At 43.9% G+C, this 25,563-nt stretch carries 26 protein-coding genes and 1 pseudogene; 19 read left to right on the plus strand and 8 right to left on the minus strand.

The window, feature by feature from the left end; genetic code table 11:
* Positions 1-57 precede the first annotated feature (57 nt).
* The 5 genes from zwf to A0765_RS10210 form a co-directional block, all read right to left on the minus strand.
* Positions 58-1,521, minus strand: a complete 1,464-nt coding sequence (gene zwf, locus A0765_RS03585; RefSeq protein WP_048763339.1) for a glucose-6-phosphate dehydrogenase — start codon at positions 1,519-1,521, stop codon at positions 58-60.
* A 121-nt stretch (positions 1,522-1,642) separates the two neighbouring features.
* Positions 1,643-3,007 carry an MFS transporter gene (locus A0765_RS03590; RefSeq protein WP_062004670.1) on the minus strand — a complete coding sequence of 455 codons (1,365 nt, stop codon included), beginning with the start codon at positions 3,005-3,007 and terminating at the stop codon, positions 1,643-1,645.
* 193 nt (positions 3,008-3,200) lie between these two features.
* Positions 3,201-4,016: a TIGR03943 family putative permease subunit gene (locus A0765_RS03595; protein ID WP_062004672.1), complete on the minus strand. Its 816-nt coding sequence runs from the start codon at positions 4,014-4,016 to the stop codon at positions 3,201-3,203.
* The gene (locus tag A0765_RS03600) at positions 4,013-4,918 is read right to left on the minus strand and encodes a permease (RefSeq protein ID WP_062004674.1); all 906 of its coding nucleotides are present in this window, start codon (positions 4,916-4,918) and stop codon (positions 4,013-4,015) included. The genes A0765_RS03595 and A0765_RS03600 overlap by 4 nt, the downstream gene beginning before the upstream one ends.
* Positions 4,915-5,052: an SPJ_0845 family protein gene (locus A0765_RS10210; RefSeq protein WP_125388326.1), complete on the minus strand. Its 138-nt coding sequence runs from the start codon at positions 5,050-5,052 to the stop codon at positions 4,915-4,917. Before A0765_RS10210 ends, A0765_RS03600 begins: the two co-directional genes overlap by 4 nt.
* A gap of 171 nt (positions 5,053-5,223) precedes the next feature.
* Between A0765_RS10210 and A0765_RS03605 the strand changes: the two genes are divergently transcribed.
* From A0765_RS03605 to A0765_RS03645, 9 genes are all read left to right on the plus strand, one after another.
* On the plus strand, positions 5,224-7,356 hold the full coding sequence (locus tag A0765_RS03605) for a Tex family protein (RefSeq protein WP_062004676.1): 2,133 nt from the start codon (positions 5,224-5,226) through the stop codon (positions 7,354-7,356).
* Positions 7,343-7,801, plus strand: coding sequence for a SprT family protein (locus tag A0765_RS03610; RefSeq protein WP_062004677.1), 459 nt, complete (start codon positions 7,343-7,345; stop codon positions 7,799-7,801). The genes A0765_RS03605 and A0765_RS03610 overlap by 14 nt, the downstream gene beginning before the upstream one ends.
* A gap of 93 nt (positions 7,802-7,894) precedes the next feature.
* The gene (locus tag A0765_RS03615; protein ID WP_015605217.1) at positions 7,895-8,167 is read left to right on the plus strand and encodes a PspC domain-containing protein; all 273 of its coding nucleotides are present in this window, start codon (positions 7,895-7,897) and stop codon (positions 8,165-8,167) included.
* 141 nt (positions 8,168-8,308) lie between these two features.
* Positions 8,309-8,800, plus strand: coding sequence for an NUDIX hydrolase (locus A0765_RS03620; RefSeq protein WP_062004679.1), 492 nt, complete (start codon positions 8,309-8,311; stop codon positions 8,798-8,800).
* Between the two features lie 143 nt (positions 8,801-8,943).
* Positions 8,944-9,879 (plus strand): HPr(Ser) kinase/phosphatase, encoded by a 936-nt coding sequence (gene hprK / locus A0765_RS03625; protein WP_062004680.1) that lies wholly within the window; start codon positions 8,944-8,946, stop codon positions 9,877-9,879.
* Complete coding sequence (gene lgt, locus A0765_RS03630) at positions 9,872-10,651, plus strand: prolipoprotein diacylglyceryl transferase (RefSeq protein ID WP_062004682.1); 780 nt, start codon at positions 9,872-9,874, stop codon at positions 10,649-10,651. The genes hprK and lgt overlap by 8 nt, the downstream gene beginning before the upstream one ends.
* 12 nt (positions 10,652-10,663) lie before the next feature.
* Positions 10,664-11,059, plus strand: a complete 396-nt coding sequence (locus tag A0765_RS03635) for a DUF948 domain-containing protein (protein WP_061910099.1) — start codon at positions 10,664-10,666, stop codon at positions 11,057-11,059.
* Between the two features lie 15 nt (positions 11,060-11,074).
* Positions 11,075-11,506 (plus strand): YtxH domain-containing protein, encoded by a 432-nt coding sequence (locus tag A0765_RS03640; protein ID WP_005589465.1) that lies wholly within the window; start codon positions 11,075-11,077, stop codon positions 11,504-11,506.
* 180 nt (positions 11,507-11,686) lie between these two features.
* Positions 11,687-12,526 (plus strand): C39 family peptidase, encoded by an 840-nt coding sequence (locus A0765_RS03645; protein WP_062004684.1) that lies wholly within the window; start codon positions 11,687-11,689, stop codon positions 12,524-12,526.
* A 51-nt stretch (positions 12,527-12,577) separates the two neighbouring features.
* Here the strand turns inward: A0765_RS03645 and A0765_RS03650 are convergent, their stop codons facing one another.
* Entirely contained in the window at positions 12,578-12,865 is a 288-nt protein-coding gene (locus A0765_RS03650) for a DUF3270 family protein (RefSeq protein ID WP_062004685.1), read from the minus strand.
* Between the two features lie 129 nt (positions 12,866-12,994).
* On the opposite strand from A0765_RS03650, the gene A0765_RS03655 reads away from it, so the two are divergent.
* Complete coding sequence (locus A0765_RS03655) at positions 12,995-13,924, plus strand: peptidase U32 family protein (protein ID WP_062004687.1); 930 nt, start codon at positions 12,995-12,997, stop codon at positions 13,922-13,924.
* A gap of 130 nt (positions 13,925-14,054) precedes the next feature.
* Here A0765_RS03655 and A0765_RS03660 read toward each other — a convergent pair whose 3' ends face one another.
* The gene (locus tag A0765_RS03660) at positions 14,055-14,618 is read right to left on the minus strand and encodes a TetR/AcrR family transcriptional regulator (RefSeq protein WP_062004690.1); all 564 of its coding nucleotides are present in this window, start codon (positions 14,616-14,618) and stop codon (positions 14,055-14,057) included.
* 142 nt (positions 14,619-14,760) lie between these two features.
* On the opposite strand from A0765_RS03660, the gene A0765_RS03665 reads away from it, so the two are divergent.
* The 6 genes and pseudogenes from A0765_RS03665 to A0765_RS03690 all read left to right on the plus strand — a co-directional run bounded on the left by A0765_RS03665 (position 14,761) and on the right by A0765_RS03690 (position 21,278).
* Positions 14,761-15,462, plus strand: a complete 702-nt coding sequence (locus A0765_RS03665; RefSeq protein WP_062004692.1) for an ABC transporter ATP-binding protein — start codon at positions 14,761-14,763, stop codon at positions 15,460-15,462.
* Between the two features lies 1 nt (position 15,463).
* A pseudogene (locus A0765_RS03670) lies at positions 15,464-18,187 on the plus strand (FtsX-like permease family protein).
* Positions 18,188-18,284: 97 nt separating this feature from the next.
* On the plus strand, positions 18,285-19,133 hold the full coding sequence (locus tag A0765_RS03675; protein WP_046165858.1) for a metallophosphoesterase family protein: 849 nt from the start codon (positions 18,285-18,287) through the stop codon (positions 19,131-19,133).
* A 56-nt stretch (positions 19,134-19,189) separates the two neighbouring features.
* Positions 19,190-19,639, plus strand: a complete 450-nt coding sequence (locus tag A0765_RS03680) for an Rrf2 family transcriptional regulator (RefSeq protein WP_062004694.1) — start codon at positions 19,190-19,192, stop codon at positions 19,637-19,639.
* A gap of 230 nt (positions 19,640-19,869) precedes the next feature.
* Positions 19,870-20,727 carry a VOC family protein gene (locus tag A0765_RS03685; RefSeq protein ID WP_062004696.1) on the plus strand — a complete coding sequence of 286 codons (858 nt, stop codon included), beginning with the start codon at positions 19,870-19,872 and terminating at the stop codon, positions 20,725-20,727.
* 35 nt (positions 20,728-20,762) lie between these two features.
* The gene (locus tag A0765_RS03690; protein ID WP_062004698.1) at positions 20,763-21,278 is read left to right on the plus strand and encodes a methylated-DNA--[protein]-cysteine S-methyltransferase; all 516 of its coding nucleotides are present in this window, start codon (positions 20,763-20,765) and stop codon (positions 21,276-21,278) included.
* A gap of 46 nt (positions 21,279-21,324) precedes the next feature.
* Here the strand turns inward: A0765_RS03690 and A0765_RS03695 are convergent, their stop codons facing one another.
* Positions 21,325-22,407, minus strand: coding sequence for a M24 family metallopeptidase (locus A0765_RS03695; RefSeq protein ID WP_062004700.1), 1,083 nt, complete (start codon positions 22,405-22,407; stop codon positions 21,325-21,327).
* A gap of 262 nt (positions 22,408-22,669) precedes the next feature.
* Here A0765_RS03695 and yycF point away from each other — a divergent pair, with 262 nt between their 5' ends.
* Genes yycF through walJ form a run of 3 tightly spaced genes read left to right on the plus strand, consistent with a single transcriptional unit; the run spans position 22,670 to position 25,521 of the window.
* On the plus strand, positions 22,670-23,371 hold the full coding sequence (yycF, locus tag A0765_RS03700) for a response regulator YycF (RefSeq protein ID WP_005589489.1): 702 nt from the start codon (positions 22,670-22,672) through the stop codon (positions 23,369-23,371).
* Positions 23,364-24,728: a cell wall metabolism sensor histidine kinase VicK gene (gene vicK / locus A0765_RS03705; protein WP_005589490.1), complete on the plus strand. Its 1,365-nt coding sequence runs from the start codon at positions 23,364-23,366 to the stop codon at positions 24,726-24,728. The genes yycF and vicK overlap by 8 nt, the downstream gene beginning before the upstream one ends.
* Positions 24,721-25,521, plus strand: a complete 801-nt coding sequence (gene walJ, locus A0765_RS03710; protein ID WP_037586201.1) for an exodeoxyribonuclease WalJ — start codon at positions 24,721-24,723, stop codon at positions 25,519-25,521. Before vicK ends, walJ begins: the two co-directional genes overlap by 8 nt.
* Positions 25,522-25,563: the final 42 nt, after the last annotated feature.

A 25,563-nucleotide genomic window follows, 5' to 3' on the forward strand; every position in this document is an offset into this window, starting at 1 on the left:
CAGATGTTTAAGAATAATAAAAAAGATTGGAAAATTTTCCAATCTTTTTTGTATGTATTATTCTTTATCAGGTTGCCATTGCCAGTTTGCTCCAAATTGGGCAAGTAACTCGAAGGAGGCTTCTGGTCCCATAGATCCGACAGGATATTCATGGAGTGGTACTTGATTTTGACTCCAGAGTTCTTCGATGCGATCGATGAGCTCCCAGCTGGCTTTTACTTCGTCCCAATGACTGAAATTAGTTGAGTCGTTATTAAGGACATCAAAAATTAATTTTTCATAAGGGTCTGGAGAGGCTCCTGACGCTGTGGCATCTGTCCGATAATCCAATGAGATAGGAGCTAGATTAAAGAGTTCTCCAACTTCCTTGCCATTGAGGCTGAGTGAAATCCCCTCGGTTGGCTGGATATAGATGGTTAGAACATTTGGTTTGAGAGGCTCACCAAAGATAGAGTCCATTTGCTTGAAGACGATATTGACATGGGTGCCTTTTTTGGTGAGGCGCTTCCCTGTTCGGAAGAAGAAAGGAACGTCACGGAAGCGGTCGCTATCAATGAAGAAAGCCCCAGAAGCAAAGGTTTCAGTAGTAGACTCAGGATTGACATTGGGCTCACTACGGTAAGAAATATATTTTCGACCGTTGATTTTGCCAGACTTGTACTGGCCGCGAATGAAGAAACGTTTCAAATCTTCTTCGCTTGGCTGAACGAGGCGCTCAAATACCTTAGCCTTTTCTGCTCGGATATCGTCTTTGGTAAAGCTTTTTGGCTTATCCATGGCTAATAAGGAGAGGAGTTGTAAGGTATGGTTTTGCACCATATCACGGAGGGCACCGGATTGATCATAGTAGCCACCGCGTTCTTCAACTCCCAACTTTTCAGCAAAGGTAATCTGTACATTATCAATGTATTGGCGGTTCCAGACATTTTCAAACAGCAGATTGGCAAAGCGGATGGCAAAAATCTTTTGAATCATTTCCTTGCCCAGATAGTGGTCGATACGGAAAATCTGTTCCTCGTCAAAGGTTGCCAGTAGATCTTCGTTAAGTTTACTGGCAGTTGCCAAATCTGTCCCAAAGGGTTTTTCGACAATTAGGCGTTCAAATCCTTTTCCATCAACGATTTGCTCAGACTTGAGATGCTTAGCAATGGTTCCGAAAAATTGTGGCGCCATAGAAAGGAAGAAGAGTTTATTATTTTCTGCCTGGTATTGCTCGTTGAGCTTGTTTTGCAGCTTGCGCAATTCGATATAATGCTCGGTATCTTGCACATCATGGCTTTGATAATAAAAGTGGCTGGCGAACTCTTGAGCCTGCTCGGCACTGTCGGCTAGGTCTGAGATGGACTCGACAACGACCGACTCGAAATATTCCTTGCTCCAAGGTCTGCGGGCAGTTCCGATAACGGCAAAATGTTGCGAAAGATTGCCAGATTTATAAAGTCGAAAGAGGGAAGGATAAAGTTTTCTTTGAGCCAAGTCTCCGCTGGCACCGAAAATTGTAATAATAACTTTTGAAGACATGATATTTATTACCTATCTAAATGTGATTGTCTCTATTTTATCACAATTTTCAGAAAAATTGTATTTGAAAAATCTGGATTTGACCAAAGAAAATATCCCGAGGGGAAGTCGGGATAGAAAATTAGGCTTCTTTCTTCTGATGAATCGCTCGAAACAGAAAATAGTAGAAAATAAAGTTTCCTATTGCGAGAAGGAGCAGGAGGCTGAATACATTGTGGACGCCGCTTGTCGTGTCAGGTGCTTGATTAAGCAGGACAGCTGCAATTGCCGTTCCCAAGGCACCAGCAAAGGTTTGTGCTAGTTGAAAGAGGGCAGTTACATCCGCTGTCTTTTCTCTGCTGACTTGAGAAGCTGATAAAGCCATAGTATTGTTGAAGGCCATGTTGCGGCCCAGAGTAAAGAGGATATAAAATCCTAAGATTAAAGGCAGATTGAGCCAGCTTGTAAAGAAGCTAAAGACAATCATGACCAGAAAGACTAGGGAATTGCCGCCCAGCAGAGATAGCTTAGGGCCTTTGCTATCGTACAATTTTCCCAGAAAAGGAGACATGAAAGCCCCGATCATGGTCCCAGGAAGGAGGGAAAAACCAGCTTGGGCAGTAGAGACTTTTTTGACCAGTACGAGAAAGTTGGGAATGAGAAAGTTGCTGGATAGATTGGAGAATTGGAAGATTAAAAAGGGTAGAATTCCAAAGAAAATTGTTGGTTCTTTCAAGATACGGATGTCCAGAAACGGATCTTGAACAGTCAGACTCCGCCAAATGAAAAAGGCAAAGGAAAGGAAGAAAATGACTAGATAAAGCCAATTGACACTATCACCACCTTCTAAACTGGAGATGGTCATTAGAGAAAAGGAAAGAGCTGTTGCGAGCGAGAGAAAGCCCAGCACATCAAAAGGGCGCTTGCTTTTTCCTGCCGAATTTTCCAAGTTAACATAAGCCAGTAAAAAAGAGAGAATGGGAACGGGCATGATAAAGCTGTAAATCATATGCCAGTCGAAGGAGCCGATCATGAATCCTCCGTAGGTCGGTCCGATGGCTGGTGCTATGCTGATGACTAGGCCGCTCAGCCCCATATAAAACCCGATTTTCTGCCGAGGGACCCGCTCCACGATGAGATTAAACATAAGTGGAATGGCAATCCCAGTCGCTCCGCCCTGAAGGATCCGCCCCAGCATAAGGAAAGTAAAGTCTGGGGCAATCATAGAAAGCAGATTTCCAAGGGTAAAGATGGAAAGCGAGGTAAAGAGGATACGGCGTTCCGTCCAGTTGTGGGACAGAGTTGCGCCTAAAGTTATGGTAATAGCGGCAGCCAGTAGATAGCCAGTGGTAATCCATTGTAGTACCCCTAGGCTCAGGCCAAAGACCTGACTCAGGTGGGGAAAGGTCACATTCATACTAGTCTCTGAAAGAATTCCAGCAAAGGTGATTAAGGCTACAGCTAGAATAGAAAGCAAATCTCGTTTCCTTACTTTTTCTTGATTCATAAAAAGAACTCCTTTTCAAATGAGATAGTATTATTGTAGCATGATTTTCCAAGATAAGAGAGAAAAAATTAGAGAGCGAGCTTCATCAAGTCTCTTCTAATTTAGAAAAGTCGGTCAGAGCAACTGAGTAAAGGGTAGAGAATGGCAGATAAAAGAAACACCCATGAAAATGGATTTTCATAGGTGCTTGGCTCTAAAAGACTCGATAAACGTAAGGATTGTCCGGTTTTTCCACCTTATCAAAGCTTTCAACTTCTAAAGTTGGTAGGCTTTGCCCCAGACTTTTATGGTAGTGCATGGCAAGTTTCCCCTTGGCATGAATCCAGGTATTATTCTCGAAACGCTGGGTATTTCCAGTCGTCAAGAGGCCATAGACACCTGAGTCGGCGATACAATGGATGATACCGAAGCGAAAGAGAAATTGACTCTTCTGGTCGCTGGGGTCGTTGTAGACAAAGCCAGTGAACTCCAGCGTCTTGCCCACAAACTCGTCGGGATAGTCATAGATGACCTCCATGACCTCCATGTAATTTTCGGTTGTGACCTGAATGGTATCTTGCTTGACATATTTCTTGGCGGCTGCCCGCATTTCTTTTTCGTAAGCCCCTTTGGTAAAGTAGGTGCTGGTGTCTGGCTTCAGGTATTGGCTGGTTGTGCCTTCGTCCTGCTGAATAGCAGTTGAATTTCCCTCAGCCAGCGGGAAATGAAAACCTTTAGCAGAAACTGTTGTCGAATCCAAGGTAACGGTTGGAAAGAAAATTCCCACAAAGAGCGGAATGACAAGGAGCAGCACGCTGCCTAACTTAGCCCAGCGAGTACTTAAATGACTGTGGACCTCCATCTTCTTCATCCAAATAATGAGCTGCACGACTGCCAAGATAAAGGATAGAATCATAGATAGATAGGCCAGATAGGAATAGTGGAGATTGATGTATTGGTTGAGCTTGCCCGTCAGCTGCAGATACATGGTGATCTCAAAGTAGCCGACTAAGATTAAAAATCGAATCATAGCACCACCCCCACAAGCCAAGAGTAAAGAAAGACGACGACGGTAACCAGGCTGATAAATTGCCAGATAAAGCGTGTCTTAAAGTAGTTTTTCATCATCAGCAGATTCTTGACATCTAGCATAGGCCCAATGACCAAGAAAGCTAAGACTGGTGCTAAGCCGAAGCTTGCAATCAAGGAGCTGCCGATGAAAGCATCAGCTTCGCTGCAAAGCGAGAGCAGGAAGGACAGCAGCATGAGCAGGAGAATGGCAACAGCCGGTGTCGAGCTGATAGAAGTCAGGATTCTAGTTGGCACATGGACTTGGACTAGGCTAGCAAAGAGACAGCCAAAGACCAGATAGCGGCCTGTATCGAAAAATTCGTCAATGGCCTGCACAAAGACCTGAAAAACCTTTTGTCCTTTGCTGAGATGTGAAAAGTCATGCTCATGAACAGCCTTGCGATTTTCTTTTTGAATATTACTTTCTGCAAAGAAGCCCAGAAAAATCCCTAAAATAATGGCTACTATCATAGAACCTAAAGCACGCAGCAGAGCCATTCGGAAGGAATTACCAAAGGCTGAGTAGGTCGCAAAGAGCACGATAGGGTTGATGACTGGAGCTGTGACCAGAAAAGGCACAGCTGTGTAACTGGGAACTTTCTTTTCCAAGAAGCGGTTAATAATAGGAACAATTCCGCACTCACAGGAGGGAAAGACGACGCCGATCAAGCTTCCAAAGAAAATCCGAGCCCATTTGTTCTTGGGCAGGAAGTGATAAACCCTGTCTGGCGTGAGATACACCTCGATAAAGCCGGAAATAATACTTCCGATCAGGACAAAAGGCAGGGCCTCAATGATAATGGAGAGAAAGATGGCTCCAGCCTGTAAGACGCTGGAAGGAAGGTTAGAAAAGAAGCTCATGCTTTTTTAGCCTTTTCTTGCGCTTCTTTTTTCTTTTTGTCATCTGGAAATTCTACTTTTTCAAGCTTGGGCAGAGTGGCAAACTCCTCGAACATCTTGTCTAAATCGTCTGTTTTGGTAAATTTAACAGCCATAAAAGCACCTCATTTCTAAAATAATAATTCTATTATACTACCAAAAGAAAAAAAATGATATTTTCAGCCATGATTGACCAGAGACAGCAGACTCATCCTAGCAAGAAAAAGATGGATTAAACTAGTCTTTATAGATTTTTCAGCTTCATATTATGATATAATAGAAGCGTTATGGAAAATATAAATATTGAAAAAATTGCCCAGAAATTGGGCCTTAAAGAAAAACAAGTATCACAGGTCTTAGAACTGACCGCTGAGGGAAATACCATTCCTTTTATTGCTCGTTACCGTAAGGAAATGACAGGAAATCTAGATGAGGTCGAAATTAAGGAAATCATTGACCTGGATAAAAGCATGACTGCCTTGGCAGAGCGTAAATCGACGGTCTTAGCCAAGATTGAGGAGCAGGGTAAACTAACGGATGCGCTTCGCTCTGAGATTGAGGCTGCTGAAAAGCTGGCCGATGTGGAAGAACTTTATCTGCCTTATAAGGAGAAGCGCCGCACCAAGGCTACTATTGCCCGTGAAGCAGGTCTCTTTCCTTTGGCCCGCCTCATCTTACAGGATGCGGCTAATTTGCAGGAAGAAGCTGAGAAACTGACTAGTGAAGCCTTTCCGACAGCAGAAGCTGCTCTGGCTGGAGCAGTGGATATTCTGACTGAGGCGATTTCCGAAGATACCAAGCTGCGGGCTTGGACCTACCATGAGATGCAGACCAATTCTTCTATCGTATCCAGTCTCAAAGACGGTGATTTGGATGAAAGGCAGGTCTTCCAGATTTATTATGATTTTTCCGAAAAAGTAGCGACTATGCAAGGCTACCGTACTCTGGCTCTTAACCGTGGTGAGAAGCTAGGTATTCTCAAGGTTGGTTTTGAACATAATCTTGAGAAAATCCTGCGCTTCTTTGAAGTACGTTTCAAGGTGAAAAATACCTATATTCTTGAAGCTATCCAGCAAGCGGTCAAAAAGAAAATCATTCCAGCCATGGAGCGCCGTATTCGGACCGAGCTGACAGAGGTTGCTGAGGATGGAGCGATTCAGCTCTTCTCAGATAATCTCCGTCATCTCCTCCTGATTGCTCCTCTCAAAGGTCGCGTAGTACTGGGCTTTGACCCAGCCTTTCGGACAGGAGCCAAGCTAGCTGTTGTCGATGCGACAGGAAAAATGCTGACGACTCATGTCATCTATCCAGTAGCGCCAGCAAAGCCAGCTCAGATTGAAGCTTCCAAGAAGGAACTGTCAGAGCTGATTGAGCGGTTCGGTGTGGAAATCATTGCCATCGGAAACGGAACGGCTAGCCGAGAAAGCGAAGCCTTTGTAGCAGAAGTTTTGAAATCTCATCCAAATGTCAGCTATGTCATCGTCAATGAGAGCGGAGCATCTGTCTACTCTGCTAGTGAACTGGCTCGTCATGAATTTCCAGATTTAACTGTTGAAAAGCGCTCAGCTATTTCCATCGCCCGCCGTCTGCAAGATCCATTGGCAGAGCTGGTCAAGATAGATCCTAAGTCTATCGGAGTTGGTCAGTACCAGCATGATGTCAGCCAGAAAAAACTGTCTGAAAGTCTGGACTTTGTCGTGGATACCGTGGTTAACCAAGTCGGAGTCAATATCAACACCGCCAGTCCTGCCCTGCTGGCCCATGTAGCTGGTCTCAATAAAACGATTTCGGAAAATATAGTCAAATACCGGGAAACCGAAGGTTTGATTCGGTCTCGCGAGGCCATCAAGAAAGTGCCGCGTCTGGGTGCAAAAGCCTTTGAACAGGCAGCTGGCTTCCTGCGAATTCCTGAAAGTGATAACTTGCTAGATAATACTGGCGTTCACCCAGAGTCCTATAAGGCGGTGGAGGAGCTCTTTAAGCGTCTGGAAATCAGTAGTTTGGATGAAGCAGCTCAAGCTAAATTAAAGGCTGTTCAGACTGCTAGTTTGGCTACAGAGCTAGGCTTGGGAGAAGAAACCCTCAAAGACATTATTGCGGATCTGCTCAAGCCTGGCCGGGATTTGCGTGATTCCTTTGACGCGCCAGTTCTGCGGCAGGATGTCTTGGATATCAAGGACCTGCGCATCGGTCAAAAGCTGGAAGGTGTCGTCCGAAATGTCGTCGATTTCGGAGCCTTTGTGGATATCGGTATCCACGAAGACGGACTTATCCATATTTCTAAAATCAGTAAAAACTTTATCAAGCATCCAAGTCAAGTCCTGTCTGTTGGCGATTTAGTTACTGTTTGGGTGGATAAGCTAGATGTGGAGCGGGAGAAGGTCAACCTCTCTCTGATAGCACCAGATGAATCTAACTAACTACGTCAAGCAGGTTTCGCTGGAAGATTTTGGCTGGGAATTTCACCACCAGGCTTATTGGAACAAGCGTCTCCGGACGACTGGAGGACGCTTCTTTCCAAAAGATGGTCATCTAGATTTCAATCCGAAAATTTATGAAACTTTTGGACTTGAAACTTTTCGAAAAATTGTCCGCCATGAGTTGGTCCACTATCATCTCTATTATCAGGGCAAAGGTTACCGCCATGGAGATAGAGATTTTAAAGACCTCCTTAAGCAAGTTGACGGTCTGCGCTATGCTCCATCCTTGTCCGACTCGCAATCCTTTCTCATTTATGAATGCTTGAGCTGTGGAGCACTTATTCGTCGCAGACGCAGGGTCAATCTTCAAAAATATCGTTGCGGTCGTTGTAGAGGAAAACTATCCTTCCTACAAGAGAAAACGAACAGAGGCTCAGCGAACTAAAAACGAATAGATGCAGAATCAGCCTTCGGGCTGATTTTTTTGTTCTCTCGCTATGATAAAATGGAAGAAAGAATGAGAGTTGAGGTCATCATCATGAAAACTAAGTTTTATAAATTAAGAAGAAACCGAGTGATTTCAGGAGTTTTGTCGGGATTGGCTGATAAATTTAACTTTGATCTTGGCCTGTTACGCTTTTTATTCATCATCTTTACAGTTTTTAATTTTGGTTTGGGCATTTTGATTTATATTTTGTTGGCTGTCGTGATGCCTTACAAGGAAGATGTGGAAGCGGAAATGTATGGAACGGGCCCTCGCAAAATGAAAGATGCCGAGCCAATCAATGACAATGACGGCTGGTTTTGGTAATTATAAAATAGAGAAATTCGGGGAGTGTTCCCGAATTTTTGCTAGATGTAGAAGAAACGAAAAGAGAGAATCTAGGGAAGCACAGCTGACGGAATCTGGAAGCTGATGCCGAAATACGAATGACCTATCCAAGGAGGAAATATGACAGAAGTTTGGAATGCCTATGACTCGAATCGAAATCAGCTCCCCCATCTCCTGGTTCGAGGAGAAAAGATTCCTGAAGGGCAGTTTCATCTCTGTGTCAATGTCTTGGTTCGCCATCAGGATGGCGAAATTCTCATTATGCGGCGGTCAGCAAATAAAAGTCTCTATCCTGGCTACTACGAGTTTGGAGCAGGAGGCAGTGTATTGGCTGGAGAAGATAGCCAGACAGCTGCACTACGTGAATTAGAAGAAGAAACAGGCTTGGTTCCCGACAGTATGAGACTGTTGGAGCAGGTGTGCTCTGTTGAAGACCAGTGCCACTTTGACTTCTATGAAGCGGTAGTGTCTGGGGACAAGAGTCAAGTCCGCTATCAGGTAGGCGAAACCGATGCCCATCTCTGGCTACCTCTAAGTGAAATACCAGTCTTTATCGAGAGCCATCCTTGCTTTCAAAATCAAAAAAGAATTCTCCAAAGATGGATAGGCTAGTTGTTTTGACTGGCCTTTTTGCTGGTTGGGAGATGTTTTCACAAGCATCTAGGGAAAAATCCTGCTTAATTTCCAATCTTAAAAACTCTTTTAGGGTAAAAATTTGCTATAATAGAGAAAGATAAATTTGAAGGGAGCAGGGAATGTCTGTAAAGGTCAAAGATTTGATTGAAAAAGTCCGTTTACGCATCGTTTACGGCAGCGATGACCTCTTAGAAAAGGAGATTTCGACATCGGATATTTCGCGGCCGGGCCTTGAAATGACCGGCTATTTTGACTACTACACGCCAGAACGGATTCAGCTGATTGGGATGAAGGAGTGGTCTTATCTGATGAAGATGACGTCTCACAACCGTCATCAAGTCCTTCTGAAAATGTTTCAACCAGAAACGCCAGTTGTCATTGTGGCGCGTGAACTAGAGATTCCTGAAGAAATGCGGCGAGCAGCTGAAGAAAAGCAAATCGCGATTCTTACCAGCCGCACATCAACCAGCCGTTTATCAGGGGAAATTTCTAGTTTCCTTGACTCGCGTTTGGCGGTCAGAACCAGTGTCCATGGCGTATTGATGGATATCTACGGAATGGGCGTGCTGATTCAAGGAGACAGTGGTATTGGTAAAAGTGAAACTGGTCTTGAGTTAGTCAAGCGTGGCCATCGGTTAGTGGCGGATGACCGGGTTGATATCTTTGCCAAGGATGAAATGACTCTCTGGGGAGAGCCTGCTGAGATTCTTCGTCATCTATTGGAAATTCGCGGTGTCGGCATTATCGATGTGATGAGCCTTTACGGAGCTAGTGCGGTTAAGGATTCTTCACAGGTACAGATTGCCGTCTATCTGGAAAATTATGATACCAATAAGACCTTTGACCGTCTGGGCAATAATGCAGAAGAACTGGAAGTTTCCGGTGTCAGAATTCCTCGGATTCGTATCCCAGTTAAGACAGGACGCAACATCTCTGTGGTGATCGAAGCTGCAGCTATGAACTATCGTGCTAAGGAAATGGGCTTTGATGCCACCAAGATTTTTGAAGAACGACTGACTAATCTGATTAGCCAGAATGAGGTGAAAGATGCTTGATCCAGTAGCTTTTTCAGTCGGTCCCTTTAGTATTCGTTGGTATGCGATCTGCATTGTCACTGGCTTGATTTTAGCCGTTTACTTGGCTATGAAGGAAGCGCCACGCAAAAAGATGATTCCAGATGATATTCTTGATTTCATTCTGATTGCCTTTCCCTTGGCCATCCTTGGAGCGCGACTCTACTATGTGATTTTTGAATGGTCTTATTATGGCAAGCATTCTCTGATTGAGATTTTTCAGATATGGAATGGTGGTTTAGCCATTTACGGTGGTTTGATTACTGGAGCCCTTGTCCTTTATTTCTTTTCTCAGAGAAGGCTAATCAATCCTGTTGATTTCTTGGATATTGCAGCACCTAGCGTCTTGATCGCTCAGAGCATCGGCCGTTGGGGTAATTTCTTTAACCAAGAAGCCTATGGAGCGGTGGTCAAAAATCTTAATTATCTGCCGTCCTTCATCCGCAATAATATGTACATAGATGGTGCTTATCGCCAGCCAACTTTCTTATACGAATCCCTTTGGAATTTACTTGGCTTTGCCCTACTGCTGATTTTACGCCGCCGCCCTAAATTCTTCCGTCAGGGAGAATTGGCAGCCTTTTACCTGATTTGGTACGGTTTTGGCCGGATGATTATCGAGGGTATGCGGACCGACAGTCTCATGTTCTTGGGTGTGCGTGTATCTCAGTGGCTGTCTGCAGCTCTGATTTTACTCGGCATCGGCATTATGGTTTACCAAAGAAAAAAACAAGCCCCCTATTATCAAGAATGAGAGGAGAATATTATGCTTGAAATTGCTTATACTTTAGTTGCTGTCGCTTTGATTGTCTTTCTAATCTACATGACCCTCACCGTCAAAACTCTCGGTGATAAGGCTGCAAAAATGCTGGATGAGACAGAAAATACGATCAAAGTGTTGACTTCTGATGTTAATGTCACCCTACATCAAACCAATGATTTGATTGCCAAAGTCAATGTGTTGACAGATGATATCAACCACAAAGTAGCAACGATTGATCCGCTTTTCAATGCGGTGGCAGACCTATCCGAATCAGTATCTGATTTAAACGATCAGGCGCGTGTTTTAGGAAAAAAAGCAGTCGCAGCAGGAAGCACGACAGCCAAAACAACAGCAGGTCTAACGGCCCTTCGTTTGTTTACAAAATTATTCAAAAAATAAGAAAGTAGGTTTACTATGGGAAAAATTTCATCACTTTTATTAGGTGCTGTGTCTGGTGCAGCTGCAGCGTACTTTCTAACCAGCAAAAAAGGCAAAGAAATTACTGAAAAAGTTCAAGATTTTGTTGTTGACTATCGTGAAGATCCAGATAAGACTCACGAAGCCGTTGTCCAATCAGTAAAGGACTTTTCAGATCAGGCTGTCAAGGCCATCAACCAAACCAAGGAAAAGGTTGAAAATGGCGAAATTACTGCTGAAACAGTATTGGAGTCTGTTAAGGATACGACCAAGTCAGTAGTAGACTATTCGCAGGATAAATTCCAAGAAATCAAAGAAAAGTTTGAAAAAGAAGAGGAAATTCTTGAAGAAGAAATTTCAGATATCGTGGTGGAAGAAGGAGAAAAAGCCCCTTCAGAAGAAATCATCATTGATTTAGAAGATAAGTAAATTCAAACTAGATATACAAGATGAGGCTGGGACAAAAGAGTCCAAGCCTCATTTTTTGTTCGAATTGGAGCTTTGCTGCAGTGGTATAGGAAGCAAAAATTACTACTATTTAGTTTCTCCTCGGCCAACTTGATTTTTGGCAAAGAAAGCGTTATCATATAAATAAAAGGGGGGGTTGGTATGAAAAATCTAAAAGTACTTGCCTTGCTTGGTTTATGCTGCTGCTTACTAGCCTGTTCTCGGCAGAAAGCTTCAGAGTCCCCTCAGTCTGGAAGCACTGACTCTTCTAAAGCTTCGAGCACGAGTCAAGCCCGCTCGAAAACAGCTAGCAGTAGTCAAGCTAGTGCTAATCAATCTAGCCCGAGTCAGAGTTCTGCTTCTGCGGAGTCGGAAAGTTCCAGTCAGACCAGTGAAAAGGTCAGAGAGGAGGAGACGCAGCCTTCTAGCAAAGAAACGTCTTCTCCAATCAGAAAGCGCCTGGAAGTTCCTATGCAGATCCAGCGAGCTTGGAATACTTGCGCACCGACCTCTGTCAGTATGATTTTAGCATACAGGGGCGTTCAGGCTAGTCAGGAAGAATTGGCACGAGCGATGGGGACCGATGAGACTTTCGGCACCCATAATGTCAATGCTATCCGTGTCTTAAATCAATATTTATTTGGTTATGCGGAAGTGCCAGCAGGCCAAGCAGGCTATCATCTTGCTACAGTGACTAGTAGCGCCCCGAATTCTGAGGATATGCGTCTTTTTAAGGAGCGCCTGCGCAAGAATATTGATGATGGCTATCCGCTCTACTATACGATTGATAATGCCTCCATCTACCCAGGTCACAAGGGTGAACACAATGTTGTGGGGACAGGCTATGAATTATCAGCAGACGGCAGTGATGTCCTTGCAGTTTATTACATTGATCCGTCCTACACCGTTCAGGATCCAGTCTATGGAGGGCTAAAAAAGGTAACTCCAGAAGAATTGTTGGCAGCTATGTGTGCTTGTCAGGAACCAAATTACGCTTGGTAAAGAAAAGAAAAACGAGATCTTTCGATCTCGTTTGATTTAATTCGTAGACAATCAATGTTTCTTTCTTCGAACAGTGCGATATCCTTGAATAATCATAAGACTTAGGACAATAGCAAGTGAGAAAGATAGAAAGGTGCTCAATTTTGCAGACAAAAAAATAAAGCTAAAAAAGACTGTCAAAATACAGAATAAAGCAATATTTATAAAGAAAAATAGCTCACGTAATTGTGATGCCGATTCTGCTTGGGGCAGGTATTCTTGATAGGATATTTCCTTAGTTTGTTCTGTCGAATCATGCAGGGGCGCTGATTCAAACTGTTTAAAATCTCTTACAGCCATTGTCTCTCTCCTAGTAGTACCTTATCATTCTATCATGTTTCTATGATTAGATATATTACAAGATAGTTACAAAACGAATAAAATCGAATTAAGAAATCATAATTCCTAATTTTTTGGTATAATAATGATATGAAAAAGATAATTATTACAGCAACAGCTGAAAGTATAGAACAAGTTCAAGCCTTATTGGAAGCAGGAGTAGATCGTATTTATGTCGGTGAGGAAAAATACGGTCTTCGTTTACCGCATAACTTCACTTATGACGAATTAAATCGTATTTCTCAAATGGTTCATCAGGCAGGAAAAGAAATGACCGTTGCCGTCAATGCTTTGATGCATCAGGACATGATGGACCAGATCAAGCCTTATTTGGATTTTCTACAGGAGATTGAGGTAGACTATATCACCGTTGGGGATGCAGGTGTATTCTACGTCTTGCAGCGGGATGGCTATAAGCTAAAAACGATTTATGATGCTTCGACCATGGTTACCAGCAGCCGCCAGATTAATTTTTGGGGCAAGAATGCTGGGGTGTCGGAAGCTGTTTTAGCGCGGGAAATTCCATCGGCAGAACTCTTTAAAATGCCAGAAATTCTTGAAATTCCAGCAGAAGTCCTAGTTTATGGTGCGAGCGTTATCCACCACTCTAAACGTCCGCTTTTGCAAAATTATTATAACTTTACACACATCGATGATGAAAAATCAAGAGAGAGGGATCTCTTTCTTGCGGAACCGAGCGATCCTCAGAGCCATTATTCGATCTTTGAGGACAAGCATGGGACTCACATTTTTGCTAATAATGACTTGGACTTGATGACCAAGTTGACAGAATTGGTTGACCACGGCTTTACTCATTGGAAGTTGGAAGGTCTCTATACTCCTGGCCAGAATTTTGTTGAGATTGCTAAGCTCTTTGTTCAGGCAAGAGATCTGATTGAAAAAGGTGAATTTAGCCATGACCAAGCTTTCTTGCTAGATGAGCTACTTCACAAATTGCATCCGAAGAATCGCTTCCTCGATTCAGGATTTTATGATTACGATCCAGACATGGTGAAATAGGACAGGATTTTGCTGCCTCTATCTAAGTGGGCATCCTTAAAAAGCCATTTGCTCACCAGAAATGTTTTAAGAAAAGGCACAGATTACTCTGCGCCTTTTTGAGTTTTCATCTATAAAAGTGGAGTGCTGGTTATGACTTCCAATAATCATAATTGTAGGTAGCTAGGATCATTTGCGTAATTTCTTCGGGTTCTTCCTGAGCTCCGCCGGCTATCCAAAGAGAAATAATCCCCTCGACACTGGATAGGAAGATTTCCAAGGCGTATTTCTGAGGAATGTGGAAGTTCTCCTCTAAAAAACGCTGGGTAGCAGCTTTTTGCTTGTCGCTCAGAATGATAGTGGTTATGAATTCCCGAATAGCCCCGCGAAAGTCAATATAATGGCTTCTGGTCAGGGCATTGATCAGACGTTCATTAGCACGCAGTATATGAAATTTGGCTATCATTAATTTTTTGGGATATTCGTTCTCCGCTTCAAACATGCTATAACTAGAAAGTTGGGAAATAATTTCTTTTTTGAGACTATCAACCATCTGATATTTATCTTGGTAGTGGAGGTAGAAGGTGCCGCGGTTAATCCCAGCCCGCTTGCAGAGTTTGCTGATGGAGATAGTATCAAACCTTTCCTCAGATAGTAGCTGAATCAAGGCTTCTTTGATGTCTTCCTTGGTACTAGTTTTTCGTTTCTGGACCATTTTTTCTTCCTTTTCACTTAAATCAACACTTTGTTGATTTTTGATTATTGCTTTTTGTCTAAGCTCATTATATAATATCTGTGATTTAGAATCAACACATTGTTGATTTAAGGGAAAGAGCTTTGAAAAGGAAAGAAACGATATGGCTTACATTGAAATGAAACATAGCTTTAAACGTTATCAGGTAGGTGAGGCAGAAATTGTCGCTAATCATGATATTTCTTTTGAGATTGAAAAGGGGGAACTGGTCATTATCCTAGGTGCTTCTGGTGCAGGCAAATCTACGGTGCTCAATATCCTCGGAGGTATGGATACCAATGATGAGGGAGACATTCTGATAGACGGTCAGAATATTGCTGACTACAATTCCCACCAGCTGACGGACTATCGTCGTAATGATGTGGGCTTTGTCTTTCAATTTTACAATTTGGTGCCCAATCTGACGGCCAAGGAAAATGTGGAATTAGCTTCTGAAATTGTCAAGGATGCTCAAGATCCAGTGACCGTTCTAACTGCGGTTGGTATGGAAAATCGCCTCAATAACTTTCCTGCGCAGTTATCAGGCGGGGAGCAGCAGCGGGTGTCTATCGCTAGGGCGGTGGCAAAAAATCCCAAAATTTTGCTCTGCGATGAGCCGACAGGGGCTCTGGACTACAATACTGTCAAGCAAGTGCTGCAAATCTTACAGGACATGTCTCGCAATCAAGGAGCGACAGTGATTATCGTGACCCACAATGCTGCCTTGGCTCCCATTTCTGACCGGGTCATCCGTATGCACGACGCGAGAGTCAAAAGTATTACAGTCAATGAAGAGCCACAGGATATAAGTACATTGGAGTATTGATATGAAGAGAAAGATTTATTGGAAAGATATTCTGCGCTCCTTCACTAGCTCTAAAGGACGTTTCCTATCTATTTTAATCCTCATGATGCTGGGCTCTTTAGCCCTTGTGGGGCTCAAGGTCGCTCCTCCCAATATGCGCAGAACAGCAACAGATTACTTGAAAGAGCAGCGAACCATGGACTTGGCCGTTATGGCGGATTATGGATTGGATGCGGAGGATCAGAAAGAGCTGGCAGATATCAAAGGAGCGGATATCGAATTTGGCTATCTGACAGATGTCACCGTAGACGAAGAGGCTCTCCGAGTATTCTCAGATACCAAAGATATTTCAAACTTTCAAGTGACCTCTGGTCGTCTTCCCAAGAAAGAGCAAGAAATTGCCTTGGCTAGCTTTTGGTCTAAGAAATATAAGCTTGGTCAGGAGATCCATCTGACCGAAAAAGCAGGCAGTCGGTCAGTTCTGAAAAACAAGACCTATAAGGTCGTGGGATTTGTCAACTCAGCAGAGCTCTGGTCTGATAGAAATCTGGGCAATGCGACTAGTGGCAGCGGGGCTTTATCAGCCTATGCTGTAGTCAGCCCCAAAGCCTTTAAAACAGATGTGTACAGTATTGCCCGCTTGCGCTATCATGATTTAGAAAAGCTGGATCCTTTCTCTGCAAGCTATCAGGAGCGTTTGGAGCAGCACCAAACTGCTTTGGACAAGAGCTTAGCGGATAATGGAGCAGCCCGGTTTAAGCGCTTAGAGGCAGATGCCAAAAGCACCATTCAGGAGGGCCAAGATAAGATTGGCCAGGCTGAGAGTGAGCTGACCCAAGGTAAAAAACAATTAGAGCAAGCTCAGAGTCAGCTGGACCAGCAAAAAAACTAGCTAGAAGCAGCCCAAGCCGCTTCTATCCTCCCTCCTGCCCAGCTCAGCCAGAGCCAGCAGCAGATCCAGGAAGCTGAGTCCCAGCTCAATCAGAAAAAAGCAGAGCTAGCAAAGGCAGAGAAAGACTTATCAGCTAGCAAGGACAAGCTAGCTGACGCTAAGGCAAACCTGAGTCGTTTGAAAGAGCCGGCCTATCATAGTTATGACCGCAAGTCCCTGCCAGGTGGGAATGGCTATCATATGTATAAAAACTCCATGAATAGTATTGCGTCGATTGGTAATATCTTCCCAGTGGTGCTCTATTTGGTGGCAGCTATGGTGACCTTTACCACCATGACTCGCTTTGTCGATGAGGAGCGAACAAATGCAGGCGTCTTCAAGGCTCTAGGCTATCATAGCCGAGATATCATTCGCAAGTTTGCCCTTTACGGTTTGGTGGCGGGGAGTCTAGGTACCCTCATAGGGATTCTGCTGGGACATTATTTCTTGTCTGGAGTGATTTCTTCTATCATTACCAGAGGGATGGTGATTTCCAGCAATCATGCTTATTTTTACGTTTCCTATAGTTTGCTGGCTCTTGGGCTTTCCCTTCTTTCTAGCGTTCTCCCTGCCTATTTGGTAGCAAGACGGGAGCTAACAGAAGAAGCAGCCCACTTGCTTTTGCCCAAGCCACCGGTCAAGGGCTCCAAGATTTTCTTGGAAAAACTGCCCTTTATCTGGCGACGTCTTAGCTTTACTCAGAAGGTCACAGCACGCAATATCTTTCGCTATAAGCAGCGGATGTTCATGACCATCTTTGGTGTGGCGGGGTCTGTTGCCCTGCTCTTTGCCGGTCTAGGACTCCAATCTTCTATTGGTGGTATTCCCAAACGTCAGTTTGAGGAGATTCTGCGATACGACTTGATTGTTGCTGTCAATCCTGGGGAGAATCAAGCTGAGCAAGACAAGCTGAAAAAGATGTTGGCAGATGACTCGATTGCTGATTATCAGGAGATCTATAGTGAAACCTTGACAGAGGAATACAAAGGGAAAAAAGAGACAGAGTCAGTCACTTTAATGGTTACGGACAAGGAAAATTTTGAACATTTTATTTCTCTGGAAAGTCCTGACAACCAGCAAAAGCTGAGTCTCAAGGACGGTGTAGTTGTTTCGGATAAATTGGCCCGTATAGCTGGAGCTAGCCCCAGTGGCAGTATAGAGCTGGGTGGCAAGTCTGTCAAGCTCACAGCAGTCAATGAGAATCATTTTGGCCATTTTGCCTTTATGAAGGCAACTGACTACCAGAAGATTTACGGGAAAAAGCCAGAGAAAAATGCTTATCTAGTGCGGCTCAAGGACTCTTCCAGCAAAAATATTGTGGACAAGGCCAATGAATTCATGAGCCTCAAGGTTGTCAAGAGTGTCTCCCAAAATGCTAGCATGGTGGAGCAGTTCAATGTTTTAGCTAATTCTCTTAATAATACGATGATGATTTTAGTCCTGATTTCCATTCTTTTAGCAGTCGTCATTCTCTATAATTTGACAAATATCAATGTGGCCGAGCGGATTCGCGAGCTGTCCACTATCAAGGTTTTGGGCTTCCATAATAAAGAAGTAACCCTCTATATCTATCGAGAGACCATTATTCTTTCAGTGATTGGGATGGCAGTTGGGCTTTTAGGTGGTTTCTTCCTGCATCGTTTTTTGATTGAGAATGTTGCGCCTAGCATTATCAGCTTAACCCCTCAAGTAAGTCCCTCAGTCTATCTGTTTCCTCTAACAGCAGTGACTCTTATCCTGACCTTGCTTGGCTTCTTTGTCAACTACCGCCTCAGACGGGTGGATATGCTGGAAGCACTCAAATCTGTTGATTAATTTATAAAAACATTTCAAAACTTTCACTCACTTGATGGGTGGAAGTTTTTTTGAACTTTGATATAATATTCCTTGTAAAGAAAGAGAAAGATATACGATGACACGAAAAATTGCCTTATTATCCGATGTGCATGGAAATAGCACAGCCTTGGAAGCAGTACTGGCGGATGCGGAAAGCCAGCAGGTGACAGATTATTGGTTTTTGGGGGACTTGCTCCTGCCAGGAACCGGTCGCAGAAATATCCTAGATAGGATGGAGCAGCTGCCCATCAGCCTTCAGGTTAGAGGGAATTGGGAAGACAGTCTCTGGCATGCCCTGCATCAAAAGCTGGATTTGGATCGTCCTAGCCATCTCTACCTGACCCGGCTCTGTCATTTTGTCCTAGAGGAAATCCGTCCTGAAGAGATTGACCGCATGCAAGAACTTCCTCTGCAAATCTTGACAGAAGTAGAGGGATTGAAGATTGCGGTCAGCCACCATCTGCCAGATAAGAATTGGGGACGGGAGCTGATTCATATTGGCGAGCAGAGCGATTTCGACCGACTTTTTGAAGGAAATGACTGCGCTGTCGCTGTTTATGGTCATATTCACCAACAGTTTCTCCGTTATGGGACTAAGGGCCAGCTGATTATCAATCCAGGATCTATTGGTCAGCCATTCTTTCTTGATTCAGCTTTGCGTCAGGACTTGCGAGCCCAGTATGCCATTTTAGAGATAGATGAGACGGGTCTGGCTGATGTCGACCTTCGGCGCGTGGCTTATGATGTGGAGCAGGAGCTGAGATTGGCTCGGGAGCTCCACTTGCCTTACTATGAGATTTATCGAGAAAGTTTGGTCAATGGTATCCACCATACCCACAATCACGACCTGCTGCGAGAAATCAGTGAGCGGGAAGGCTATGCAGATGAGATTGCAGCTTTCTTAAAATCTAGTCGTAACTCTTGAAGTTACACCATTTTTGATATATAATAGTGAGAGAAGATGATGAGGGAGGAGAAAAAATGCAGATTTCTAGCCGTTTTACCATTGCCACTCATATGCTGATTGTCCTGGCTTTGGAGGGGGAAAAACGAAAACTGACAAGTGATATCCTTGCTGGCAGTGTGGGCGTCAACCCGGTCATTATCCGCAAGACCCTGTCCCAGCTCAAGAATGCCGGGATGATTACCGTTGCTCGTGGGACTGGAGGAGCAGGGATTGCCAAAGATTTGAAAGACATTAGCCTTTTGGACGTCTATAGTGCCGTTGAATGTCTGGGCAAGAGCGGTCAGCTCTTTAGTTTTCATGACAAGCCCAATCCAGACTGTCCTATCGGCAAGAACATTCACAATGTTTTGGATGACCGCTTGGAAGCTATTCAGGCAGCCATGGAAGCTGAGTTGGCTCAAACCAGCCTCGATGAAGTTGTCGCAGCGACCGAGAAAGAAATTAAAGAACAATCTGTTTCCTAGTGAGCGGATTGTTTTTTTTGTTAAGAATTTTTCAAGATGTAATTATTTACATTACATTAGGATGTGCTATAGTAATAGATGTAATATAAATAATTACAATATAAAATAAGCTTTCGGGGCAAATAGAGATGTGGAAAACCGAATCAAGGAACCTCTCTCTGTGTTGGGAAAATAAAAAAGATTGAGCAGGAGCACTGCTGAAATTTTAAATTTAAGAGAGGAGAAAGTACATGACTTTTGAATATCAAAGCAAGATTTATCTAGGAGAGGTGGCGCTTTATGTGGCTGACCTAGCAAGACAAAGGGATTTTTATCAGCGTGTTTTAGGCTTGGAACTTTTGGAAGAGCAGGACGGACAAGTGGCTTTGGGCAGGGGCGGACAAGTGCTGGTGAGGCTTTTAGCAACCAGTGACCGACAGCCCGTCAAGTCGGCTTACGGTCTTTATCATTTGGCGCTTTTGCTTCCAAGTCGTCAAGCTTTGGCAGATATCCTTAAGCATTTATCAGAAAATAAAGTTCCTATGGTTGGAGGAGCGGATCACGGTTATAGTGAAGCCATTTATCTGGAGGACCCAGAAGGCAATGGCATTGAGCTTTATCGGGACAAGCCTCAGGCTGATTGGGATATTCGTGAAGATGGCCGCATTATCGGAGTGACGGAAGCGCTAGCGGCTCAAGAAATCTATGAACTGGGTCAGGAAGTCAAGCCGTTTAGTATTGCTGAAGGCACTCGTATGGGCCATGTCCACCTGTCTGTGAAAAATAGCAGAGCAGCCAGTCATTTTTACCAAAAGCTTCTAGGCTTAGAGGATAAATTTTCTGTACCTTCTGCTAGCTGGCTGGCATCCGGAAACTACCATCATCATTTAGCGGTCAATGAATGGGGAGGTTCTCACTTGAATCATCGCCAACCGAAGCAAATGGGACTAGCCTATTTTGAAGCGCAAGTAGAAGGAAAAGAAGACTTAGTAGCTATTTATGAAAATGCTCTGGACTTGCAGGCACCAGCCCGATGGATTAGCTCCCAAGAGCTAGAAGTCACAGACCCAGATGGGATTGTGGCAAAAGTTAAGACAAGAGTGGTATAATAAGGCATATCAATAAGCTAAAAGAAAGAAAAAATATGTACAAGACTTATTATGCATCACCGATTGGCCGGATTCTTATCTTGACAGACGCAAATGCCTTGTTGGGACTTTGGTTTGAGGGCCAGAAATATTTTGGAGCAGGCTACGATTTGGAGCAAGCACAGGAGGAAGAGACAGAAGTCAGCCGACGCGTCTCTGCTTGGCTGGATGCTTATTTTAAGGGAGAAAATCCCGCAATAAATGAAATTCCATTGGCACCTCAAGTGACGGAGTTCAGAAGCAAGGTTCTGACAGTACTGCAGAAGATTCCCTATGGACAAACGGCTACCTATTCAGATATTTTGCGGGAATTGCAGGCTGAGTATGGGAAAATTGGCTCTGCAAGAGCAGTCGGTGGTGCCATTGGCCATAATCCCATTTCCCTTCTGATTCCCTGTCACCGGATTGTCGGAAGCGACGGCAAACTGACCGGTTATGCCGGTGGCCTTGATAAAAAAGCCTTCCTGTTGAAACTAGAGGCGGGGGAGAAAACAAGAGGATGGCTATTTTAAACTATTGATAGACTAAAAAAGCACCGTTCGGTGCTTTTCTGTTATTCTAATCAAAATACAGCAAGTCCTTGCTGGTCTCAGTGAAAAGTTCAAAGCCATTCTTGGTAACATAGCCGCAGTCCTCGATGCGGACGCCGACCTTGCCAGGGATGTAAATGCCAGGCTCGACAGAGAAGCACATGCCTTCTTCGATGACCATATCGTTGCCCTCCATGATAGATGGAAATTCGTGGACATCCATACCGATACCGTGGCCGAGGCGGTGGTTGAAATATTCGCCATAGCCAGCTTTTTCGATGACCTCACGAGCAGCGCGGTCTACTTCATGAGCTGTGACGCCTGGTTTGATAAAATCAAGTGCAGCTTGTTGGGCTTCCAGAGTCAGATAGTAGATATCTTTTTTGAACTGATCTGGCTGGCCGACAGCGACGGTCCGTGTCATATCGCTGGCGTAGCCATTGACCATGCAGCCAAGGTCAAAGAGAAGAAGGGCATTGTTTTCGATTTTATTGGCTCCGGGAATGCCGTGCGGATTGGCTGCGTTGTTGCCTGTCAGAACCATAGTTTCAAAGCTCATTTCGTAGCCTTCTCGCTTGATGGCAAAGTCGATTTGAGCGATGATGTCTGTTTCAGTATTTTCTAGTAAAATATTGTCAAAACCGATATTGACAGCCTTGTCAGCATATTGGCCGGCTACTAGCATTTTCTGGATTTCATCAGCCGACTTGATCAAGCGCAGGCGGTTAATGTAAGGGGTCAGATTGACAAATTCAGCCCCATTAAAAACAGTACGCAGGCCGTGATACTTAGTCAAAATCAGATTATCAAACTCGACCGCTACTTGCTTGAAGGTTTGAGATGGTAGGGAAGCCTTGATCTTTTCCCAAGGGTTTTCAGAATCGACATAGCCTACAACCTGAAAGTCTACGGTAGAAGAAGCACGCTCAACCTCCAGTGCTGGTACGAAAAGGAGTGGCTCATGGTCAGTGTAGACGAATAGGAACATTTGGCGTTCATGTGGATCGCTGTAAAAGCCTGTCAGGTAATGAATGGTTACAGGATCGGAGATTACAGCCACATCCTGCTTTTCATTTTCAAGATAAGTGATGATTTGATTGATTTTTGTCATAGTTCAACCTTCTTTCTATGCCTCTATTTTTGCAGAAAAAGTGAAAAAAATCAAGGATTTTAGTGAGGATTCCTCATCCTTGACTGAGATTTTTGGGAGAAAGAGAGTTGAGTTGAAATTTCTATAAGAATGTTGGAATATAGTGTGCGAAAATAGTATTTTTTAAGGAAAATTTGATATAATAGTGCTTATGAAGCAGTAGGACAGATACAAAAACAATAGATGTCTAAGCTTAAAAATTGTATAGATATGAAGGTAAAAAATGAAAAAAATATTAGTTGTAGATGACGAGAAACCAATCTCGGACATTATAAAGTTTAACATGGCTAAGGAAGGCTATGAAGTACTGACAGCCTTTGATGGTAAGGAAGCTCTAGAAATGTTTGAAGCAGAGCAGCCGGATATCTTGATTCTGGATTTGATGTTGCCAGAAGTGGACGGACTGGATGTTGCTCGGACCATTCGCAAGACCAGCAATGTACCGATTATTGTACTTTCGGCCAAAGATAGTGAATTTGATAAGGTAATTGGTCTGGAAATCGGAGCAGACGACTATGTGACCAAGCCCTTTTCAAATCGTGAATTGCTGGCTCGGGTCAAGGCCTTGTTGCGCCGTTCTGAATTAATTCCAGATAGTCATGTAGATGAGAGCAGTCCAAAGGAACTGTTTATTGGGGATTTGCAGATTCTTCCAGATGCTTTTGTGGTGAAAAAACATGGGAAAGAATTGGAATTAACCCATCGTGAATTTGAACTCTTGCACCATTTGGCGACCCATGTTGGTCAGGTTATGACGCGTGAGCACTTGCTGGAAACCGTCTGGGGCTATGATTACTTTGGAGATGTGCGGACAGTCGATGTGACCATTCGCCGTCTGCGCGAAAAAATCGAAGATACTCCAAGCCGTCCGGAGTATATCCTGACTCGCCGCGGTGTCGGTTATTACATAAGAAATAATGATTGAAACACTAAAAGAATTCGTGCTTTCTCCTGACTTTGTCTTTTCACTGATTGTTGTCGGCTTTATCATCGTCGTGGCTCTTTTGCTACTGGAAAATCGACGAGATACTCAAAAGCTGGTGCAGTTAAACCAAAAGATCAAGGGATTGATTGCAGGAGATTATTCAGAAGTTTTAGATATGCAGGGCAGTCCTGAAATCACGGACATGACCAATTCCATCAATGATCTCTCTGAAGTCATCCGCCTGACGCATGAAAATTTGGAGCAAGAAACCAAGCGTCTATCCAGTATTTTGTCTTATATGACGGATGGGGTGCTTGCGACCAATCGTCGAGGGCAGATTATTACCATCAATGACATGGCAACCAAGCAATTGGGTGTCAAACGTGATGATGTCCTTAATACCAGTATTTTAGATTTGCTGGATATTGCTGATGAGTACGATCTACGCGAATTGATCACCAAGGTTCCAGAATTGACCATTGATTCTCAAGATGAAAATGGTGAATATGTAAGCCTGCGGGTTCGATTTGCCTTGATCAGACGGGAGTCAGGCTTTATATCAGGGCTGGTAGCAGTGCTACATGATACAACGGAGCAGGACAAGGAAGAACGGGAGCGTCGGCTTTTCGTTTCCAATGTTAGCCATGAATTGCGGACGCCTCTAACCAGTGTAAAATCCTATCTGGAAGCCTTGGATGATGGTGCTCTGTCAGAGCCTGTTGCACCGGAATTTGTCAAGGTTTCACTAACCGAGACAAACCGAATGATGCGGATGGTGACGGACTTGCTTAGCTTATCGCGGATTGATAATAATACCAGCCATCTGGACGTTGAGCTGACCAATTTTACAGCCTTTATCACCTATATCCTCAACCGTTTTGATAAGATTAAAAATCAGGATGAGACCAAAAAATATGAGATTATCAGAGATTATTCAATTACGCCGATTTGGGTAGAGATTGATACGGATAAGATGACCCAGGTGATTGATAATATCATGAACAATGCCATCAAGTATTCGCCTGATGGTGGGACGATTACAGTTTCTGTGAGAACAACAGATGTTCAGTTGATTCTTTCAATTTCGGATGAAGGTTTGGGCATTCCCAAGCAGGATCTGCCAAAGATTTTTGATCGTTTCTATCGGGTGGATAAGGCCCGCAGTCGAGCCCAGGGAGGAACGGGCTTGGGTCTGGCTATTGCTAAAGAAATTATCAAGCAGCATCATGGCTTTATCTGGGCCAAGAGCGAGTACGGAAAGGGTTCTACCTTTACCATTGTTCTTCCATATGATAACGATGCTGTCCGTGTAGATGACTGGGAAAATGAAGAGAATGTAGAAAGTGAACATGACTAAGGGATTTCAATATAGTATTCTGGCATCAGGCTCGAGCGGCAATTGCTTTTATCTGGAAACAGACCAAAAACGCCTGCTTGTCGATGCTGGTCTATCAGGGAAAAAAATTACGAGCCTTTTAAGTGAAATAGATCGCAAACCAGAGGATTTAGATGCTATTTTAGTCACCCATGAGCACAAGGATCACATCCATGGTGTAGGGGTTTTGGCGCGTAAGTACAATCTAGACATTTATGCCAACGAAGCAACCTGGCGAGCGATGGAAAAGGACTTGGGCAAGTTGGATGCCAGTCAGAAGCATATCTTTGAAATGGGTAAGATGAAGACTTTTGGCGATTTAGATGTCGAAAGTTTTGGAGTTAGCCACGATGCGGCTGCTCCCCAGTTTTATCGCTTTATGAAGGATGGAAAGAGCTTTGTCATGCTGACGGATACGGGCTATGTCAGCGATCGCATGGCTGGAGTGATTGAGAATGCGGATGCTTATTTGATCGAGAGCAACCATGATATCGAGATTCTTCGGAGCGGTGCCTACCCGTGGAGCCTGAAACAGCGCATCCTGTCTGACTTGGGACACTTATCCAATGAAGATGGTGCGGAAACCATGATTCGCACACTTGGCAATCGCACTAAGCGCATCTATCTGGGGCATTTGAGCAAGGAAAATAATATTAAGGAGCTGGCTCATATGACCATGGTCAATCAACTAGCTCAAGCTGACTTGCCAGTGGGGCATGATTTCCAGGTCTTCGATACTTCTCCTGATACTGCAACGCCTTTGGTAAATATCTAATCATCAGTCGCTCAGAAAGAGAGTGGGACAGAAATCGGTAAT

The sequence above is a fragment of the Streptococcus cristatus genome, from assembly GCF_001588905.1.
GTDB lineage: Bacteria > Bacillota > Bacilli > Lactobacillales > Streptococcaceae > Streptococcus > Streptococcus cristatus_N.

What these genes read in the sequence shown, in the direction of transcription:
- zwf (WP_048763339.1), bottom strand. Translation starts at nt 1,521, where the DNA reads ATGTCTTCAAAAGTTATTATTACAATTTTCGGTGCCAGCGGAGACTTG.
- A0765_RS03590 (WP_062004670.1), bottom strand. Translation starts at nt 3,007, where the DNA reads ATGAATCAAGAAAAAGTAAGGAAACGAGATTTGCTTTCTATTCTAGCT.
- A0765_RS03595 (WP_062004672.1), bottom strand. Translation starts at nt 4,016, where the DNA reads ATGATTCGATTTTTAATCTTAGTCGGCTACTTTGAGATCACCATGTAT.
- A0765_RS03600 (WP_062004674.1), bottom strand. Translation starts at nt 4,918, where the DNA reads ATGAGCTTCTTTTCTAACCTTCCTTCCAGCGTCTTACAGGCTGGAGCC.
- A0765_RS10210 (WP_125388326.1), bottom strand. Translation starts at nt 5,052, where the DNA reads ATGGCTGTTAAATTTACCAAAACAGACGATTTAGACAAGATGTTCGAG.
- A0765_RS03605 (WP_062004676.1), top strand. Translation starts at nt 5,224, where the DNA reads ATGGAAAATATAAATATTGAAAAAATTGCCCAGAAATTGGGCCTTAAA.
- A0765_RS03610 (WP_062004677.1), top strand. Translation starts at nt 7,343, where the DNA reads ATGAATCTAACTAACTACGTCAAGCAGGTTTCGCTGGAAGATTTTGGC.
- A0765_RS03615 (WP_015605217.1), top strand. Translation starts at nt 7,895, where the DNA reads ATGAAAACTAAGTTTTATAAATTAAGAAGAAACCGAGTGATTTCAGGA.
- A0765_RS03620 (WP_062004679.1), top strand. Translation starts at nt 8,309, where the DNA reads ATGACAGAAGTTTGGAATGCCTATGACTCGAATCGAAATCAGCTCCCC.
- hprK (WP_062004680.1), top strand. Translation starts at nt 8,944, where the DNA reads ATGTCTGTAAAGGTCAAAGATTTGATTGAAAAAGTCCGTTTACGCATC.
- lgt (WP_062004682.1), top strand. Translation starts at nt 9,872, where the DNA reads ATGCTTGATCCAGTAGCTTTTTCAGTCGGTCCCTTTAGTATTCGTTGG.
- A0765_RS03635 (WP_061910099.1), top strand. Translation starts at nt 10,664, where the DNA reads ATGCTTGAAATTGCTTATACTTTAGTTGCTGTCGCTTTGATTGTCTTT.
- A0765_RS03640 (WP_005589465.1), top strand. Translation starts at nt 11,075, where the DNA reads ATGGGAAAAATTTCATCACTTTTATTAGGTGCTGTGTCTGGTGCAGCT.
- A0765_RS03645 (WP_062004684.1), top strand. Translation starts at nt 11,687, where the DNA reads ATGAAAAATCTAAAAGTACTTGCCTTGCTTGGTTTATGCTGCTGCTTA.
- A0765_RS03650 (WP_062004685.1), bottom strand. Translation starts at nt 12,865, where the DNA reads ATGGCTGTAAGAGATTTTAAACAGTTTGAATCAGCGCCCCTGCATGAT.
- A0765_RS03655 (WP_062004687.1), top strand. Translation starts at nt 12,995, where the DNA reads ATGAAAAAGATAATTATTACAGCAACAGCTGAAAGTATAGAACAAGTT.
- A0765_RS03660 (WP_062004690.1), bottom strand. Translation starts at nt 14,618, where the DNA reads ATGGTCCAGAAACGAAAAACTAGTACCAAGGAAGACATCAAAGAAGCC.
- A0765_RS03665 (WP_062004692.1), top strand. Translation starts at nt 14,761, where the DNA reads ATGGCTTACATTGAAATGAAACATAGCTTTAAACGTTATCAGGTAGGT.
- A0765_RS03675 (WP_046165858.1), top strand. Translation starts at nt 18,285, where the DNA reads ATGACACGAAAAATTGCCTTATTATCCGATGTGCATGGAAATAGCACA.
- A0765_RS03680 (WP_062004694.1), top strand. Translation starts at nt 19,190, where the DNA reads ATGCAGATTTCTAGCCGTTTTACCATTGCCACTCATATGCTGATTGTC.
- A0765_RS03685 (WP_062004696.1), top strand. Translation starts at nt 19,870, where the DNA reads ATGACTTTTGAATATCAAAGCAAGATTTATCTAGGAGAGGTGGCGCTT.
- A0765_RS03690 (WP_062004698.1), top strand. Translation starts at nt 20,763, where the DNA reads ATGTACAAGACTTATTATGCATCACCGATTGGCCGGATTCTTATCTTG.
- A0765_RS03695 (WP_062004700.1), bottom strand. Translation starts at nt 22,407, where the DNA reads ATGACAAAAATCAATCAAATCATCACTTATCTTGAAAATGAAAAGCAG.
- yycF (WP_005589489.1), top strand. Translation starts at nt 22,670, where the DNA reads ATGAAAAAAATATTAGTTGTAGATGACGAGAAACCAATCTCGGACATT.
- vicK (WP_005589490.1), top strand. Translation starts at nt 23,364, where the DNA reads ATGATTGAAACACTAAAAGAATTCGTGCTTTCTCCTGACTTTGTCTTT.
- walJ (WP_037586201.1), top strand. Translation starts at nt 24,721, where the DNA reads ATGACTAAGGGATTTCAATATAGTATTCTGGCATCAGGCTCGAGCGGC.